Annotated in this window: 12 protein-coding genes and 1 tRNA gene; 7 read left to right on the forward strand and 6 right to left on the reverse strand. The window is 61.9% G+C overall.

The annotated features are described in order from the left end of the window. Nucleotides 1-87 precede the first annotated feature (87 nt). Both AC0L3O_RS20960 and rpoZ read right to left on the reverse strand, forming a co-directional pair. Nucleotides 88-2,316, reverse strand: a complete 2,229-nt coding sequence (locus tag AC0L3O_RS20960; RefSeq protein WP_023800771.1) for a RelA/SpoT family protein — start codon at nucleotides 2,314-2,316, stop codon at nucleotides 88-90. Nucleotides 2,317-2,427: 111 nt separating this feature from the next. After that, the gene (gene rpoZ / locus AC0L3O_RS20965; protein ID WP_023800772.1) at nucleotides 2,428-2,829 is read right to left on the reverse strand and encodes a DNA-directed RNA polymerase subunit omega; all 402 of its coding nucleotides are present in this window, start codon (nucleotides 2,827-2,829) and stop codon (nucleotides 2,428-2,430) included. A 320-nt stretch (nucleotides 2,830-3,149) separates the two neighbouring features. Here rpoZ and AC0L3O_RS20970 point away from each other — a divergent pair, with 320 nt between their 5' ends. Both AC0L3O_RS20970 and AC0L3O_RS20975 read left to right on the forward strand, forming a co-directional pair. Further along, nucleotides 3,150-3,731 carry a LabA-like NYN domain-containing protein gene (locus tag AC0L3O_RS20970; RefSeq protein WP_023800773.1) on the forward strand — a complete coding sequence of 194 codons (582 nt, stop codon included), beginning with the start codon at nucleotides 3,150-3,152 and terminating at the stop codon, nucleotides 3,729-3,731. Further along, nucleotides 3,728-4,405, forward strand: a complete 678-nt coding sequence (locus AC0L3O_RS20975; protein ID WP_373420431.1) for a uracil-DNA glycosylase — start codon at nucleotides 3,728-3,730, stop codon at nucleotides 4,403-4,405. The genes AC0L3O_RS20970 and AC0L3O_RS20975 overlap by 4 nt, the downstream gene beginning before the upstream one ends. Here the strand turns inward: AC0L3O_RS20975 and AC0L3O_RS20980 are convergent. From AC0L3O_RS20980 to dapA, 3 genes are all read right to left on the reverse strand, one after another. Continuing rightward, a complete protein-coding gene (locus tag AC0L3O_RS20980) occupies nucleotides 4,374-5,117 on the reverse strand; it encodes a glycoside hydrolase family 25 protein (RefSeq protein ID WP_473616496.1) in 744 nt (247 codons plus the stop codon). The genes AC0L3O_RS20975 and AC0L3O_RS20980 overlap by 32 nt on opposite strands. Before the next feature lie 28 nt (nucleotides 5,118-5,145). After that, a complete protein-coding gene (gene smpB, locus AC0L3O_RS20985; RefSeq protein WP_128172698.1) occupies nucleotides 5,146-5,625 on the reverse strand; it encodes an SsrA-binding protein SmpB in 480 nt (159 codons plus the stop codon). Between the two features lie 245 nt (nucleotides 5,626-5,870). Beyond that, complete coding sequence (gene dapA / locus AC0L3O_RS20990; protein ID WP_023800777.1) at nucleotides 5,871-6,752, reverse strand: 4-hydroxy-tetrahydrodipicolinate synthase; 882 nt, start codon at nucleotides 6,750-6,752, stop codon at nucleotides 5,871-5,873. Between the two features lie 136 nt (nucleotides 6,753-6,888). Between dapA and AC0L3O_RS20995 the strand changes: the two genes are divergently transcribed. From AC0L3O_RS20995 to AC0L3O_RS21015, 5 genes are all read left to right on the forward strand, one after another. After that, nucleotides 6,889-7,029: a hypothetical protein gene (locus tag AC0L3O_RS20995; protein WP_473616497.1), complete on the forward strand. Its 141-nt coding sequence runs from the start codon at nucleotides 6,889-6,891 to the stop codon at nucleotides 7,027-7,029. Nucleotides 7,030-7,084: 55 nt separating this feature from the next. After that, nucleotides 7,085-9,139: a lytic transglycosylase domain-containing protein gene (locus tag AC0L3O_RS21000; protein WP_473616499.1), complete on the forward strand. Its 2,055-nt coding sequence runs from the start codon at nucleotides 7,085-7,087 to the stop codon at nucleotides 9,137-9,139. A gap of 300 nt (nucleotides 9,140-9,439) precedes the next feature. After that, the gene (locus tag AC0L3O_RS21005) at nucleotides 9,440-10,348 is read left to right on the forward strand and encodes an alpha/beta fold hydrolase (protein ID WP_473616500.1); all 909 of its coding nucleotides are present in this window, start codon (nucleotides 9,440-9,442) and stop codon (nucleotides 10,346-10,348) included. A gap of 52 nt (nucleotides 10,349-10,400) precedes the next feature. Continuing rightward, nucleotides 10,401-10,491, forward strand: a tRNA-Ser gene (locus tag AC0L3O_RS21010). Nucleotides 10,492-10,899: 408 nt separating this feature from the next. Then, complete coding sequence (locus AC0L3O_RS21015) at nucleotides 10,900-12,114, forward strand: porin (protein ID WP_128168083.1); 1,215 nt, start codon at nucleotides 10,900-10,902, stop codon at nucleotides 12,112-12,114. A 324-nt stretch (nucleotides 12,115-12,438) separates the two neighbouring features. Here the strand turns inward: AC0L3O_RS21015 and AC0L3O_RS21020 are convergent, their stop codons facing one another. Beyond that, a complete protein-coding gene (locus tag AC0L3O_RS21020; protein WP_473616501.1) occupies nucleotides 12,439-14,121 on the reverse strand; it encodes a tetratricopeptide repeat-containing sulfotransferase family protein in 1,683 nt (560 codons plus the stop codon). Nucleotides 14,122-14,220: the final 99 nt, after the last annotated feature.

The raw sequence follows: 14,220 nt of genomic DNA on the forward strand, positions 1-14,220 counted from the left end.
TTCACTATTCACTATTCACTATTCACTATTCACTATTCACTATTCACTATTCACTATTCACTATTCACTATTCACTACTCTCGCCATTCACCCATTCACCCGCCGTGCGTCGCTGACGCTCGAATTGTCCTTGAGCTGCGACAGCAGCCGGTTCAGGTGCTTCAGGTCCCAGACTTCGAGATCGATCAGCATTTCGGTGAAATCAGGCGCGGTGCGCACCATCGACAATGTATGGATGTTGGCGTCGTTGGATGCAACGACCTGCGCAATGTCGGCCAGCGAGCCCGGCGCGTTGATGGCGGTGACCGAGACGCGCGCCGGAAACCGCTCCTTGGTGCGCTCGTCAATGTCCCAGCGCACGTCGATCCAGCGTTCTGGCTGGTCGTCGAAGGCCTGCAGCGCCGGCGACTGGATCGGATAGATGGTGATGCCGGTCCCCGGCTGCACGATGCCGACGATGCGGTCGCCGGGCACGGCACCTTCCGGCGCGAAGCGCACCGGCAGGTCGCCGCGCACGCCGCGGATCGGTACGGCGCCGTCCCTTGGTTGGTCCTTGTCCTTGCGTGCGGCGCGGCCCGGAATCTGGAACAGCATGCCGGCGGCGTTGCGGATCTTCGACCAGCCCTCCTCGCGCTGCTTGGGCGCCGCCAGCGTGATGCGCTCGTCCTTGTAGTCGGGAAACACCGCCTTGATGACATCGGTAGAGGCAAGTTCGCCGCGGCCGACAGAGGCCAGCACATCCTCGATGTCCTTGCGTGCCAGCCGATGAAGCACCGATTTCAAGCTTTCCTTGGTAAAAATTTTGCCTGACCGTTCGAAAGCACGTTCCAGTATGCGGATGCCGAGACCCGAATACTGCTTGCGGATGGCGTTCTTGGTGGCGCGGCGGATCGCCGAGCGCGCCTTGCCGGTGACGACGACCGATTCCCATGCCGCCGGCGGCACCTGCGCCTTGGAGCGGATGATCTCGACCTCGTCGCCATTCTTCAGTTCGGTCATCAGCGGCATGATGCGGCCGTTGACCTTGGCGCCGACGCAGGTGTCACCGACATCGGTGTGCACGGCGTAGGCGAAATCGATCGGCGTCGCGCCTCGCGGCAGCGCGATCAGCATGCCCTTGGGCGTGAAGCAGAAAACCTGGTCCTGGAACAACTCGAGCTTGGTGTTTTCGAGGAAGTCCTCGGGATTGTCGCCTTCGGCAAGCTGCTCGATGGTGCGCCGCAGCCAGGCATAGGCGTTGGTCTCCTTCGAGATCGCATGGGCAGTGCCGTTCACCTTGCCGCCGCTGTCCTTGTAGATAGAATGCGCGGCAACGCCATATTCGGCGATCTTGTTCATCTGATAGGTGCGGATCTGTAGCTCGACGCGCTGGCGCGACGGTCCGACGATGGTGGTGTGGATCGAACGGTAGTCGTTCTGCTTCGGCGTCGAGATGTAGTCCTTGAAGCGGCCGGGCACCATCGACCATGTCGTGTGGATGGCGCCGAGCGCCCGGTAGCAGTCCTCGACAGTATCGACGACGACGCGAAAGCCGAAAATGTCGGACAGCTGCTCGAAGGACAGCGCCTTGGCCTCCATCTTGCGGAACACCGACCACGGCTTCTTCTGACGGCTCTTGACCTCGGCCTTGATCGCATATTTGTCGAACAGCGTGGATAGCGCCTTCTCGATCTCGGACAGCACATCCTTGTTGCGCTCGAAGATTTCCGCGAGCCGCGCGGTGACGGCGCGGTAGGCTTCCGGATTGATGAAGCGGAAGGCGATCTCCTCGAGCTCCTCGCGCATGCCTTGCATGCCCATGCGCCCGGCCAGCGGCGCATAGATATCCATCGTTTCCTCGGCGATGCGCAGGCGCTTGGCTTCGGGGACATGGTCGAGGGTGCGCATGTTATGCAAGCGGTCGGCAAGCTTGACCAGAAGCACGCGAACGTCTTCTGATATCGCCAGCAACAGCTTGCGCAGGTTTTCCGCCTGCTCGGCCTTCTTGGAGACGAGGTCGAGTTTCTTCAGCTTGGTCAGGCCTTCGACCAGTTTGCCCATTTCCGGACCGAACAGCTCGTCGATCTCGGCCCTGGTCGCCGTGGTGTCCTCGATGGTGTCGTGCAGCAAGGCAACCGCGATGGTCGCCTCATCCATGTGCATTTCGGTGAGGATGGCGGCGACTTCGAGCGGATGCGAGAAATAGGGATCGCCGGAGGCGCGCTTCTGGTGACCATGCTTCTGCATGGCGTAGACATAGGCCTTGTTGAGCAGCGCCTCGTTGACGTCAGGCTTGTAGCGCTGGACGCGCTCGACAAGCTCATACTGACGCATCATGGGCGGGATCTCGCAGTGCAGAAATGAATCATGCGCCGCACTGGCGTACGGCGCATGTCATAGATAACCACGAAACCGCCGGCGCGAAAGTGTCGGCGGCCGGTGGGAAGATCAATAATCGTCGCTTTTTTCCGGCGGCACCAGACCTTCGATGCCGGCCAGGAGGTCTTCCTCGGTCATGCGGTCGAAGGTGATGTTGTCCTCGGTGTCGTCGGCGTCAGTTGCCGCAGCGGCGGTACCGGTCTGGTCGGCGATCGCCTCGCCGTCGGCTTCCGGCTCATCGACCTCGACATGCTTCTGCAGCGAGTGGATCAGGTCTTCCTTGAGGTCGTCGGGCGACAATGTCTCCTCGGCGATCTCGCGCAGCGCGATGACCGGATTCTTGTCGTTGTCACGAGGAACGGTGATCTGCGCGCCCTGGCTGATCTGACGGGCGCGGTGGCCGGCCAGAAGCACGAGCTCGAAGCGGTTGTTGACCTTGTCGATGCAATCTTCAACGGTTACGCGGGCCATGAGCTGCCCCTTTCATGCCTGGATTTGATGGAAAACAGGCGCGGTCCATAACCCGAACGCCGCCAAAATACAAGCTTTTTGGCAGTGCCGGACAATGCCGGGCCTGGGGGCCTGGGCTCGGGGTCTGGCCAAGGCCAGTCTGGGCGCGCGCCGCCTGCGACATGCGGCACCGATCACAATTGCTTGCTATGCAGCATCATACCCTTGGATTGCCGTAAAACCGGCGTTATCTCGAATGACGAAGGTCAGCCGGTTATTTCAAGCTGACCGATAGTCACGCGCATTTAGACGACCGCATATTTTCGAAAAGGAATATTTCCATGTTCGACCCTCGTGAGAAAATCGCCCTTTTCATCGACGGTGCCAATCTTTACGCCACGTCGCGCGCGCTCGGCTTCGACATCGACTACCGCAGGCTTTTGTCGAACTTCCAGAAGCGCGGCTACCTGCTGCGTGCCTACTACTACACCGCGCTGGTCGAGGACCAGGAATATTCCTCGATCCGGCCGCTGATCGATTGGCTCGACTATAATGGCTTCAAGGTGGTGACCAAGCCGGCCAAGGAGTTCACCGACTCGACCGGCCGCCGCAAGATCAAGGGCAATATGGACATCGAGCTGACCGTCGATGCGCTGGAACTCGCCGATGTCGTCGACCACTATGTCATCTTTTCCGGCGACGGCGATTTCCGCACGCTGGTCGAGGCGCTGCAGCGGCGCGGGCGCAAGGTCTCGATCGTCTCGACCATGGCGTCGCAGCCGCCGATGATTTCCGACGATCTGCGCCGCCAGGCCGATCATTTCATCGACCTGATTACCTTGAAGAGCGATGTCGGCCGCGATCCGTCAGAGCGGCCGGTGCGCCGGCCCGAACCGGCCGAAGTCGACGAGGACGAGTATTGACGGCGGCGGTCTTGACCGCTCCCCTGGTCGCGTCCTCCGAGCCCGACCGCGATTGCCCGCTCTGCCCGCGGCTGCATGATTTTATCGCGCAATGGCGGCAGCGCGAGCCGTCCTGGTTCAATGCACCAGTGCCGACCTTTCTGCCACCCGAGGGCGAGGATGCGGTGCGGCTGCTGATCGTCGGACTGGCGCCGGGCCTGCGCGGCGCAAACCGCACCGGACGCCCCTTCACCGGCGATTTTGCCGGCGACCTGCTCTACAACACGCTGATCGCACACGGCTTTGCCCGTGGCCAATTCAAGGCGCGGCCCGATGACGGGCTGGAGCTTGTCGGCACGGCGATTACCAATGCAGTTCGCTGCGTGCCGCCGGACAACAAGCCGGCCGGCGCCGAGATTGCCACCTGCCGGACGTTCCTGGTGCCGACGATCGCGCGGTTCAAGAACCTGCGCGCCGTGCTGGCGCTGGGCTCGATCGCGCACCAGTCGACCGTGCGGGCGCTCGGCCAGCGTGTCGCCGCTTATCCGTTCAAGCATGGCGGGCAGCAGCAAACCAATGGCGTGACGCTGTTTTCCAGCTATCATTGCTCGCGCTACAACACCAACACCGGCGTGCTGACGGAAGCAATGTTCGTCAACGTCTTCAGGGAGATAGCGGCGTTTCTGGAGAGATAGATTCGGGCGGTGACGCAAACAGCTCGGCCAATTTCTCCGGCCCGCCCTGAAGCACATTCAGATCGACATCCCCGGTGATGCCGTCGACGCGACCGCTGTCGTGGTACTGCCAATAGATCCAGTCGTCATGACCTGGCTGCAGCGCCAGCGAACGAACCCAGCGCAGGCGGCCGACGATCTGGCTGGTATAGGCCCGTGCCGCGTCGTCGGTCACGTAAAGGATCGCCGTCTTGCCGAAAGCTGCCTCGACAGGGCCGAGGAAAGCCGAGAGTTCAACGCTCAATTCTTCGGGCGATGGCCGTCGCGGGCAATTGCCGACGAATTCGATATCAACCACCGGCGGCAGCAGCGCTTGATCGCTCGGCACGACGGAGATGAAATTCTTCGCCTGATCGGCGCCAGGCCGGCAGAAGGTGAAGAAATGATAGGCGCCGACCGCCAGACCAGCCGCACGCGCCTCACGCAGATTGGCCGCGAAGGCATGGTCGACGTGGTCGCCGCCTTCAGTTGCCTTGATGATGGCGAAGGCGACATCGTCGGCGGCAACACGCCGCCAGTCGATCTGTCGCTGGTGATGGGAAACGTCGATGCCCCTGACCGGATATTTGCCGCGGTCCGGAGAAAACGGCTGGAAGTAGAAATAGCCGGCGGCCGTGACAAGGCACGCCAGGATCAGGCTGGCCGCACCCCAAAGGACAATTCGGTTCCTCATCCGGTTCTTCAAAAGAGTGGCTCCCGGCCTACCCACGCTCCTTCAGCAGCCGGCCCTTTTCGCGCGACCAGTCGCGCTGCTTTTCGGTCTCGCGCTTGTCGTGCAGTTTCTTGCCACGGCCGACGGCGAGCAAAAGCTTCGCCCGGCCCTTTTCATTGAAATAGATTTTTAGCGGCACCAGCGTCATGCCTTCGCGATCGACACTCTGCGACAGCTTGGCCATCTCGCGCTTGTTGAGCAGGAGTTTGCGGCGCCGGCGCGGCTCATGGTTGAAGCGGTTGGCCTGCAGATATTCCGGCAGATAGGAGTTGATCAGCCAGATCTCGCCGCCCTCGACCGAGGCGTAGCTGTCCTGGATGTTGGCCTGGCCCTGGCGCAGCGACTTCACCTCGGTGCCGGTCAGCACCAAGCCGGCCTCGATCGTGTCGAGCACCTCGTAGGAAAACCGCGCCTTGCGGTTTTCCGCAACGGTCTTGTTGTTGGGATCGGCTTTTCTGACCTGGTTCATGACGTCTATAGTCCGTTTCGAAACTCGCTCCTGCGAGTCAGATGATGGTGCCACTAGAGCGCCGCGCTTTTTTAAACGCGCAAAGGACGCTCTAGAAGTCTGAGTTTGCGCATGGTCCTTTCCGAAAGCGAACGCTTTCGGGGCCATGCGCGAACCGGAGCGGAGCGTACATATAGTACGTGAGCACCGGAAGCGCAGGTGACGCCTTCAGTTGGCCGCAGGAGTAGAGTTTCCAAACGGGCTCGCTAGTTAATCAAGCCAGCGTGCTTCATGGCCGCATCGATCTTCTCGGCGGTCGACTGCTCGACGGTGACCAGCGGCGAACGCAACACATTCTCGACCTTGCCGAGCTTCGACAGCGCATATTTTGCGCCGGACACGCCGGGTTCCAGGAAAATCGCCTTGTGCAGCGGCAGCAGGCGGTCCTGCAAGTCCAGCGCCTTGGCGTTGTCGCCGGAAAGCGTCGCCTCCTGGAATTCGGCGCACAGCCGCGGCGCGACATTCGCCGTCACCGAGATGCAGCCGACGCCGCCATGGGCGTTGAAACCGAGTGCCGAGGCGTCCTCGCCGGAAAGCTGGATGAAATCTTTGCCACAGGTGGCACGCTGCTCGGAAACCCGCTCGACCTTGCCGGTGGCGTCCTTGACGCCGACGATATTCTTGAAGTCATGCACCAGCTGGCCCATCGTCTCGGGCATCATGTCGATCACCGAGCGCGGCGGAATGTTGTAGATGATGATCGGCAGGCTGGTCGCTTTGGCGACGGCAGCGAAATGCGCATAGAGGCCGCGCTGCGTCGGCCGGTTGTAGTAGGGCGTGACGACGAGTGCCGCGTCGGCGCCCGCCTTCTCGGCATATTGCACCAGGCCAACCGCCTCCTCGGTGTTGTTGGAGCCGGCGCCGGCGACGACCGGAACGCGGCCCTTTGCCACCTCGACGCATACTTTGACGACGTGGCGGTGCTCGTCATGCGACAGCGTCGGCGACTCGCCGGTGGTGCCGACCGGAACCACGCCGGTCGTGCCTTCAGCGATCTGCCAGGCGATGAAGGCGCGAAACGCTTTCTCGTCGAAACGGCCGCTCTTTTCGAACGGTGTCACGAGCGCGGTAAGCGAGCCTCTCAGCATGTCGTCCAACTCCTTGGGACTGGCGCACGAGCCCGAAAATCGGAGCCGATTCACGGAAAGATCATGCGCCAAATTTAAAGTGCCACAGCGTCCCTTGCGCATCCGAGATGACGCGCGGTGCTGCAGGTGTTTTGTCGTGCGCGCCTTCTACCCGAAAGCGAAGCGGCGCACCATAGTCTCGACATTGTTGCGCGGCAAGCATGACAAGAATGCCAGCAAGCGCAATTTGAACGACTTCGATAGCCCCGTTTACAGGCTCTTCACCACAGCCAACTAGGCTTCAGTTGATCTGTGCCTGTTGGTGATTGTGCAAGACAGGAAATGAGAAGACGATGCCGACCCGGCAGCCTCATTTTTTCGCGCTGCTTGGCGCAATTCTCCTGTTGACGCCGACCCTTGTGGCCGCCGGCAAGGTCGATGCACAGGTCACGTCGACCATTCCGAAGCCAAACCTGCTGGATACCGGTCTGCAGGGTCCGGAATCCCCACCCGCCAGCGTCGCCAGGTTGAAAAGCGGCCTCGATGCGCTGGCGGCAAACGACATTGCCGGTGCGCGCCAGGTGCGCGACGCCCTGCCGGTCAATTCGCTCGACCAGCACATCCTTGCCTGGGCGATCGCGTTCTATGGCGGCGACAAGGTGCCAAGCGGTGACATCGCCGATGCTGCGAAAATGCTGCCGAACTGGCCGGGCATGATCGCCTTGCGCAAGAACAGCGAGCGCGCGCTCTACCGCGAGAACCCCGCGCCTGAGATCGTGGTGCAGGCATTCGGCGGCAGCCAGCCGCAAACAGCCGAGGGCGTGGTGATCCTCGCCCGCTCCTATGTGTCGCAGGGCAACGTCCAGGCGGCGCGCTCGGTGCTGTCGCCTTTCTGGCGCACCGAGAAACTGCAAGCCAGGGACGAGGCGGCGATCATCCAGGAATTCGGCACGCTGATCCCCGCAGCCGACCACCGTTTCCGCATGGAGCGCATGTTTTATGCCGACCGGGTCAATTCGGCGCTGCGCGTCGCCGGCCTTGCCGGCGCCCGGCAGCTGGCCGACGCCTGGGCCGCGGCGGACAAGGGCGACAAGAATGCGGGCGACAAGAACGCGGCCAGACTGCTGAAGGTGGTGCCCGCCGCGCAGCGTTCGGCCGGCTATCTCTTCGCCCAAGCCCAATATCTGCGCAAGCAGCAGAAGTTTTCCGACGCCGCCGCAATGGTGATGAAGGCGCCGAGCGACCGCAACGCTCTGATCGACCCGGATGCCTGGTGGGCCGAGCGCCGGGTGCTTTCGCGCGAACTGGTCGACCAGGGCGACATGAAGACCGCCTACAGGATAGTCGCCGCACACGCCGGCGAAACTGCTGCCAACGTGGCGGATGCGGAGTTTCATGCCGGCTGGTACGCATTGCGCGGCCTCAACGATCCCACCACCGCTGCCAAGCATTTTGAGCGGATCGCCGGTCTCGCCCAGGGGCCGATATCGCTGTCGCGCGCCTACTACTGGCTCGGCCGTACGGCCGAAGCCGGCGGCCCCGGCAGCGCCAGGGATTATTTTAGCCGTGCCGCAGTTTACGGCACGACGTTCTACGGCCAGCTCGCCGGCGAGCGCGTCGGCCGGCAGGTCCTCAACATCGCCCATCCGCAGCCGAGCGCCACCGATCACCGGAATTTTTCCAGCCGCGAGGCGGTCAGCGCCATCAAGCGACTGCAGCAGGCGGGCTATCAGCGCTACGCCGACACGCTTTACCGCGACCTCGCCGGACAGCTGAGCAGTCCCGGAGAGCTGGCGCTGCTGGCCGCGATGGCGGAAAAGCAGGGCAATCACTTCCTGGCACTGAAAGTCGGCAAGATCGCCGGCGCGCGCGGCATCGATGTCGGGGCGCTTTCGCATCCGCTCGGCGTCATTCCCGAGACCGCCAATATTTCCGGCTCCGGCAAGGCGCTGGCCTATGCGATCGCCCGCCAGGAAAGCGAGTTCAACATCGGCGCCGTCTCCAGCGCCGGCGCACGTGGGCTGCTGCAGCTGATGCCGGCGACCGCCAGGCAATTGGCTGACAAGGCCGGAATGACCTTCTCGCAGGCGCGGCTGACCACCGACGCCGGCTACAACGCGACCTTGGGCGCCGCCTTCCTCGGCGAGCAGCTCGGCCGCTTCGACGGCTCCTATGTGCTGACCTTCGCCGGCTACAATGCCGGTCCCGGCCGCGCCGCCCAGTGGGTGGCCAGATATGGCGACCCGCGCGGCAAGGACATCGACGCCGTCGTCGACTGGATCGAGCGGATTCCCTATACCGAAACAAGAAGTTACGTCCAGCGCGTGATGGAGAATTACGAAGTCTATAAGATGCGCATTTCCGGCAAGTACGACATTGTCGGGGATTTGGTGAACGGGCGGAGTTGATCCGTTCGGGCGAAGGCTGGCTTGGCGAAGCACCCCCCTCTGCCCTGCCGGGCATCTCCCCCTCAAGGGGGAGGTTGGCAGTTTCACTGGCGGCGCCTTCCTTATCAGCGTTGGCGATTGGCGAAAAGCAAAGGGACAGCCAATCTCCCCCCTTGAGGGACCCTTGAGGGGGAGATGTCCGGCAGGACAGAGCGGGGCGCTGTCCCGCCGACATCTCGAAAATGACGCTTCGATTTGACCGTGCCCGCCCTCGCCTGTAGCAGTCGACGATCCGGCAACGGCGAGGAATCGAGTCCCAAAATGTCGATCGATTTTTCCGACTTCTTCTACGCCTCGCCGGACGGGCTTGAACTCCACGCCCGCATCTATGGCGAAGCGAATTCCGGCCACTGGCCGGTCGTCTGCCTGCCTGGCCTGACCCGCAATAGCCGCGATTTTCATGAGCTGGCGCTGCATCTGTCGCGGCGGGCGCAAACGCCGCGAAAAATCGTCGCTTTCGACTATCGCGGCCGCGGGCAATCCGCCTACGACCCCCATATCGGCCACTACAATATCGGCGTCGAAGCCGGTGACATCCTCGCCGGCTTGGCGGCGCTGGGCATCGAGGAAGCAGCGTTCATCGGCACGTCACGCGGCGGGCTGATCATCCATGTGCTTGGCGTGATGCGGCCGGCAGTCCTGCGGGCTATCGTGCTCAACGATATCGGCCCGGTGCTCGAGGCCGGCGGTCTCGCCCATATCCGCTCCTATCTCGAGCGCGCGCCGAAGCCGAAAACCCACGCCGAGGCCGTCGGCGCCCAGCGCGGCGCGCATGGCAGCGACTTTCCTGCCCTGACCGAGGCGGATTGGGAGCGGATGGCAGCGGCGCTCTACCGAGATACGGGTGGAGGATTATTGCCGGATTTCGATCCGAATCTGGTCGAGACGCTGGCGGGACTCGACCTGACCCAGAAGCTGCCAGACATGTGGCCGCAGTTCGAGGCACTGGCGGCAATACCCTTGCTCGCCATCCGCGGCGCCAATTCGAAGCTGCTGTCCGCCGAGACCTTCGAACAGATGCGAAACCGTCATCCTTGTGTCGAGACGATCACGGTCGAAGGCCAGGGCCATGCGCCTTTCCTCGAGACCGGCGGCCTGCCCGGCGCCATCGCCGCTTTTCTGGACAGGACCGAGCAACGCTTCGCCGGGAGCCGGTTTTTTCAACGATAATGGGTCAGGCTTGTTGATTGTGCCGGCGCTTTTCTTTATCCACCAGCGCAACGGAGAGGTGGCCGAGTGGTCGAAGGCGCTCCCCTGCTAAGGGAGTAGAGGTCAAAAGCTTCTCGTGGGTTCGAATCCCATCCTCTCCGCCATCCCGCTTCGCGCTCGCCGCTTTTCGCCATGCGGCGATTCTGCGGCAATGCCTTGGCCGGCGACTCACAGACATCGCCGCAATTGCGGCAGGCAATTGCCGGAATCGGCCGGATTGCAAGGGCTGGCCCAATGGGTCTCCAACCTGTCTCCGGCGGCGCAATGGTTAACGGGAGCTTTCCGAGTGAGGCCAAATCGTGTCATTTGTGCAACAAGGCAAGGTGATAGCGCCTGCACAGACCTTTCGCCGATGCGATGGTTGTTGAACGCCGCCGCCTCATGGGTAATGTCGGGTTCGAAGGAGCGGCGCGGTGCGCATCTTTTTCGGTAGTGGGGATGGGGCAGGGAACGCTGTCCTTCAGCAAAGAATACCCAGACCCGTTTTTTAACTTTTGACTGGAGGTCAGAAAATGAACATCAAGAGCCTTCTTCTTGGCTCCGCTGCGGCTCTGGTCGCAGTTTCCGGTGCGCGCGCCGCCGACGCCGTCGTCGTCGCCGAGCCGGAACCCGCTGAATACGTCCGCATCTGCGACGTCTACGGCGCTGGCTACTTCTACATCCCCGGCACCGAGACCTGCCTGCGCATCGGCGGCTATGTCCGCTACGACATCGGCGTCGGCGACGTCGGCTCGTTCGACGGTGCTGAGAACTTCGACGTCGAGGACGGCGACATCCAGGACACGTACTACAAGCAGGCCCGCTTTAACCTGAAGACCTGGACCGGCCAGGAAACCGAGCTCGGCACCTTGAAGACCTACACCGAGACCCGCTTCAACTTCGGCAACCGGAACCGGCACGTCAGCAGCACATACGTCCCCGGTCCCGATCCGGACGGCGCCGGTCCGCTGCCCCCGCTGCCAGGTGAGACTATCATTGTCGCTAACCCTGCCGAGAACAAAGGCATTTCGCTGAACTTCGCCTGGATCCAGCTCGGCGGCCTGCGCGTCGGTAAAGACGAATCGGCCTACGATACGTTCATCGGCTACGCCGGCAACGTCATCCAGGATACGCTGGTTCCCTACGGCGGTTTCGACACCAACGTCGTCCAGTACTACTTCGACGCCGGCAATGGCTTCTCGGCCGTGGTCTCGCTCGAACAAGGTTATGGCGACTTCACGATCGACAGCTATGTTCCGCATGTTGTCGGCGGCGTGAAGTGGACGCAGGGCTGGGGCGCCATCACCGGCGTCATTGCTTACGACGCCAACTACGAAGAAGTGGCCGGCAAGGTTCGCCTCGACGTCACCCCAATGGAGAACCTGTCGCTGTTCATCATGGCCGGCTACGGCACTGACGACAACTACGAGGATCCCGGCTTCGCAACACCCGTCGCCGGCGGCCGCGGCATGTACAAGCTGTGGAGCGGCAACTGGGCGGTCTGGGGCGGTGGCACCTACACCATCAACGAGAAGACCTCGTTCAACACCCAGATCTCGTATGACGAAGGCGAAAACCTCGGCATCGCTGCCAACATCGCCTATGACATCGTTCCGGGCCTGACGATCACGGCCGAAGTCGATTACCTGCACGCCGGCGACTTCGACGAGCCCGACTTCTCCAACTGGACCGGTGCGGACGACGAAGACAGCCTCGGCGGCATGCTCCGCTTCCAGCGCTCGTTCTAATCAGCAGCGTTTGACTGAACTCGAACCCGGCGGGCAACCGCCGGGTTTTTTTCGTGTCGGCGTGGCTGTCAAGGCCGGAATGTTTTCAGCCGAATAATGCAGCTGCACAGAATGAAAGCAGCGGCGATCCTTCGCGCCCCCCTCTGTCCTGCCGGACAGGGCTCTTCCTTCTCCCTCTGTGGGAGAAGGTGGATTGGCGCGCAGCGCCAAGACGGTTGAGGGGTGTTGGACGGAGTGCGGTTGGTGCCAAGCTGGAACACCCCTCATCCGACCGAGCTTCGCTCGGCCACCTTCTCCCACAAGGGGAGAAGGAGAGAGCCCCGGTCAAATCTCAGCAAGATCGCCCAGCGACTGTATCAGTGGCTGAATTTCGTTTTCATAATTCTTCCAGCGCTTGACCGACGATTTGTAGATCGGTTGGCGAACCTGCCAGCGGCTGGGCGTGTTGACCGAACCATCCCTGTCGAAAAAGCGCAGGCAGGCGTCATCCCAAGGCAGCCCGAGATAATCTATCAGGCGGCGCGACTGGGCTTCCTGGTCCTCAACCAGCGTTTCATAGCGATTTTCGAAGATAAGGCCTGGAAAGACCTCGTTCCAGTGCCGCATCAGGCGGTCATACTCGCGATAGTACAGGCCTAGTGTATTCAGGTCGGTGTTGTAGCTGTGTGCCTCGCTGAAGTTGAGGACGAAGCAGGAGACGCAGTTGTCGATGGCATCACGGCGGCAATGAATGATGCGTGCGTTGGGGAAGAGAAGGCCGATAAGGCCGATCAGTTCAAAATTGTGCGGCGTCTTGTCCACGACGCGAAGTGCGGCAGGCGCCCGCTCCCGCAAATAGGACAGATGCTCTTCGGCCAAGGTTCTGGACAGGTCTTCCGTGATCGAGGTGATCGGCTGGTTCAAATCACCAGCCGATGATGTCTTGAGGCCGATCGCGTTAGCAACCCGACTCAGTTTGCTAAGCTCCCCTGCGCCATGAACGTCGGGATGGCTGGCGCAGATCTGCTCGGTGAGCGTCGTCCCCGAGCGGGGCATGCCAACCACGAACACAGGCGCTTCGGAAGGATTTCCATAGCCGGCCCTGGCAGCCAAAAAGTCCGGCGTGACGGTTTCAATCATCGAATCGACCCACCGACGATACAGATCGATATCGAACCTTTGGCCGGAGGCCTGTTTCGCCTTGTTGAAATGGTCGAATGCCTCGTCATAGCGCTTGAGGTCGTTCAGCACCTTGCCGGCGGCGTGATGGAGTTGCTGCGCGCCTTCCGAACCAAGTTTCGGATTGCCGAGCTCACGAAGGATGGATTGGAGCTCCTCGGGCTCCTCGGTGAAGTTTCGCGTCTGTACAAGGTCGTTGTAGGCAGCCGGCACGCCAATACGACGTGCGATTGCTTGCTTCAGATAGGCGGCGGCTTCATCCATACGGCCCAGGCCGCTGAGCGCGCTGGCCAGCCCGGCTCGCACCTTGGGATGATCGCGGTTGATTTTCAGCGCCTTCTCGTAAAGCGGCAGAGCCATGTCGGGCTTGTCGAACGCCGTGTAAGTGCGCCCCAATGCACAAAGTGCTTCGATAAGGCCGGGCTGCAGTTCCAGGGCGTACTGCATATGCTTGATTGCTGGCGCATACTCGCTGACCTTCACATAGGCCTCGCCCAGGCTGAGGTGGTAGTAGGGGTTTTTAGGTTCCTCGCCGACCGCCCGTGCGAAATATCGCAAGGCCCGCTCATCGTCGTAACCCAGGTATATGGTCCCCAGGATGTATAAGGCGAGCGGATGGTTTGGCGTGCGCTCCAGAACCCGAAGGCATAGGTCCTGAGCCTCGTCGAGCCGCTTGGCCTGCTGAAAGGCATATGCCTGTTTCAGCAATGCGTCGTCGGCCTGCGCACGCGATTGGGCGGCGCTTGCTTTCTGCGGGCTCACCAAAGGCTTCACTATCGGCCCCTTCACTTTTGGCGCGGGTCCGGGCTTGATGTGCTTTGACCAGGCAGGCGGGAGTCGATTGTTCATGATATCTCGCTAGCAAAAAGAAATATCTCGCTAGCAAAAAGTGCGGGGGGAATCCAGCATGCTGGCTGCAGCCAAGGCGGGAGCTTGCGCGGCCACCTG

The organism is Mesorhizobium sp. WSM4810 (assembly GCF_055811235.1).

Excerpts from the sequence above, each read along its gene's own strand:
- dapA (WP_023800777.1), bottom strand. The coding sequence starts at position 6,752 with ATGCTGAGAGGCTCGCTTACCGCGCTCGTGACACCGTTCGAAAAGAGC.
- smpB (WP_128172698.1), bottom strand. The coding sequence starts at position 5,625 with ATGAACCAGGTCAGAAAAGCCGATCCCAACAACAAGACCGTTGCGGAA.
- AC0L3O_RS21020 (WP_473616501.1), bottom strand. The coding sequence starts at position 14,121 with ATGAACAATCGACTCCCGCCTGCCTGGTCAAAGCACATCAAGCCCGGA.
- AC0L3O_RS20970 (WP_023800773.1), top strand. The coding sequence starts at position 3,150 with ATGTTCGACCCTCGTGAGAAAATCGCCCTTTTCATCGACGGTGCCAAT.
- AC0L3O_RS20980 (WP_473616496.1), bottom strand. The coding sequence starts at position 5,117 with ATGAGGAACCGAATTGTCCTTTGGGGTGCGGCCAGCCTGATCCTGGCG.
- AC0L3O_RS21015 (WP_128168083.1), top strand. The coding sequence starts at position 10,900 with ATGAACATCAAGAGCCTTCTTCTTGGCTCCGCTGCGGCTCTGGTCGCA.
- AC0L3O_RS21005 (WP_473616500.1), top strand. The coding sequence starts at position 9,440 with ATGTCGATCGATTTTTCCGACTTCTTCTACGCCTCGCCGGACGGGCTT.
- AC0L3O_RS20960 (WP_023800771.1), bottom strand. The coding sequence starts at position 2,316 with ATGATGCGTCAGTATGAGCTTGTCGAGCGCGTCCAGCGCTACAAGCCT.
- AC0L3O_RS21000 (WP_473616499.1), top strand. The coding sequence starts at position 7,085 with ATGCCGACCCGGCAGCCTCATTTTTTCGCGCTGCTTGGCGCAATTCTC.
- rpoZ (WP_023800772.1), bottom strand. The coding sequence starts at position 2,829 with ATGGCCCGCGTAACCGTTGAAGATTGCATCGACAAGGTCAACAACCGC.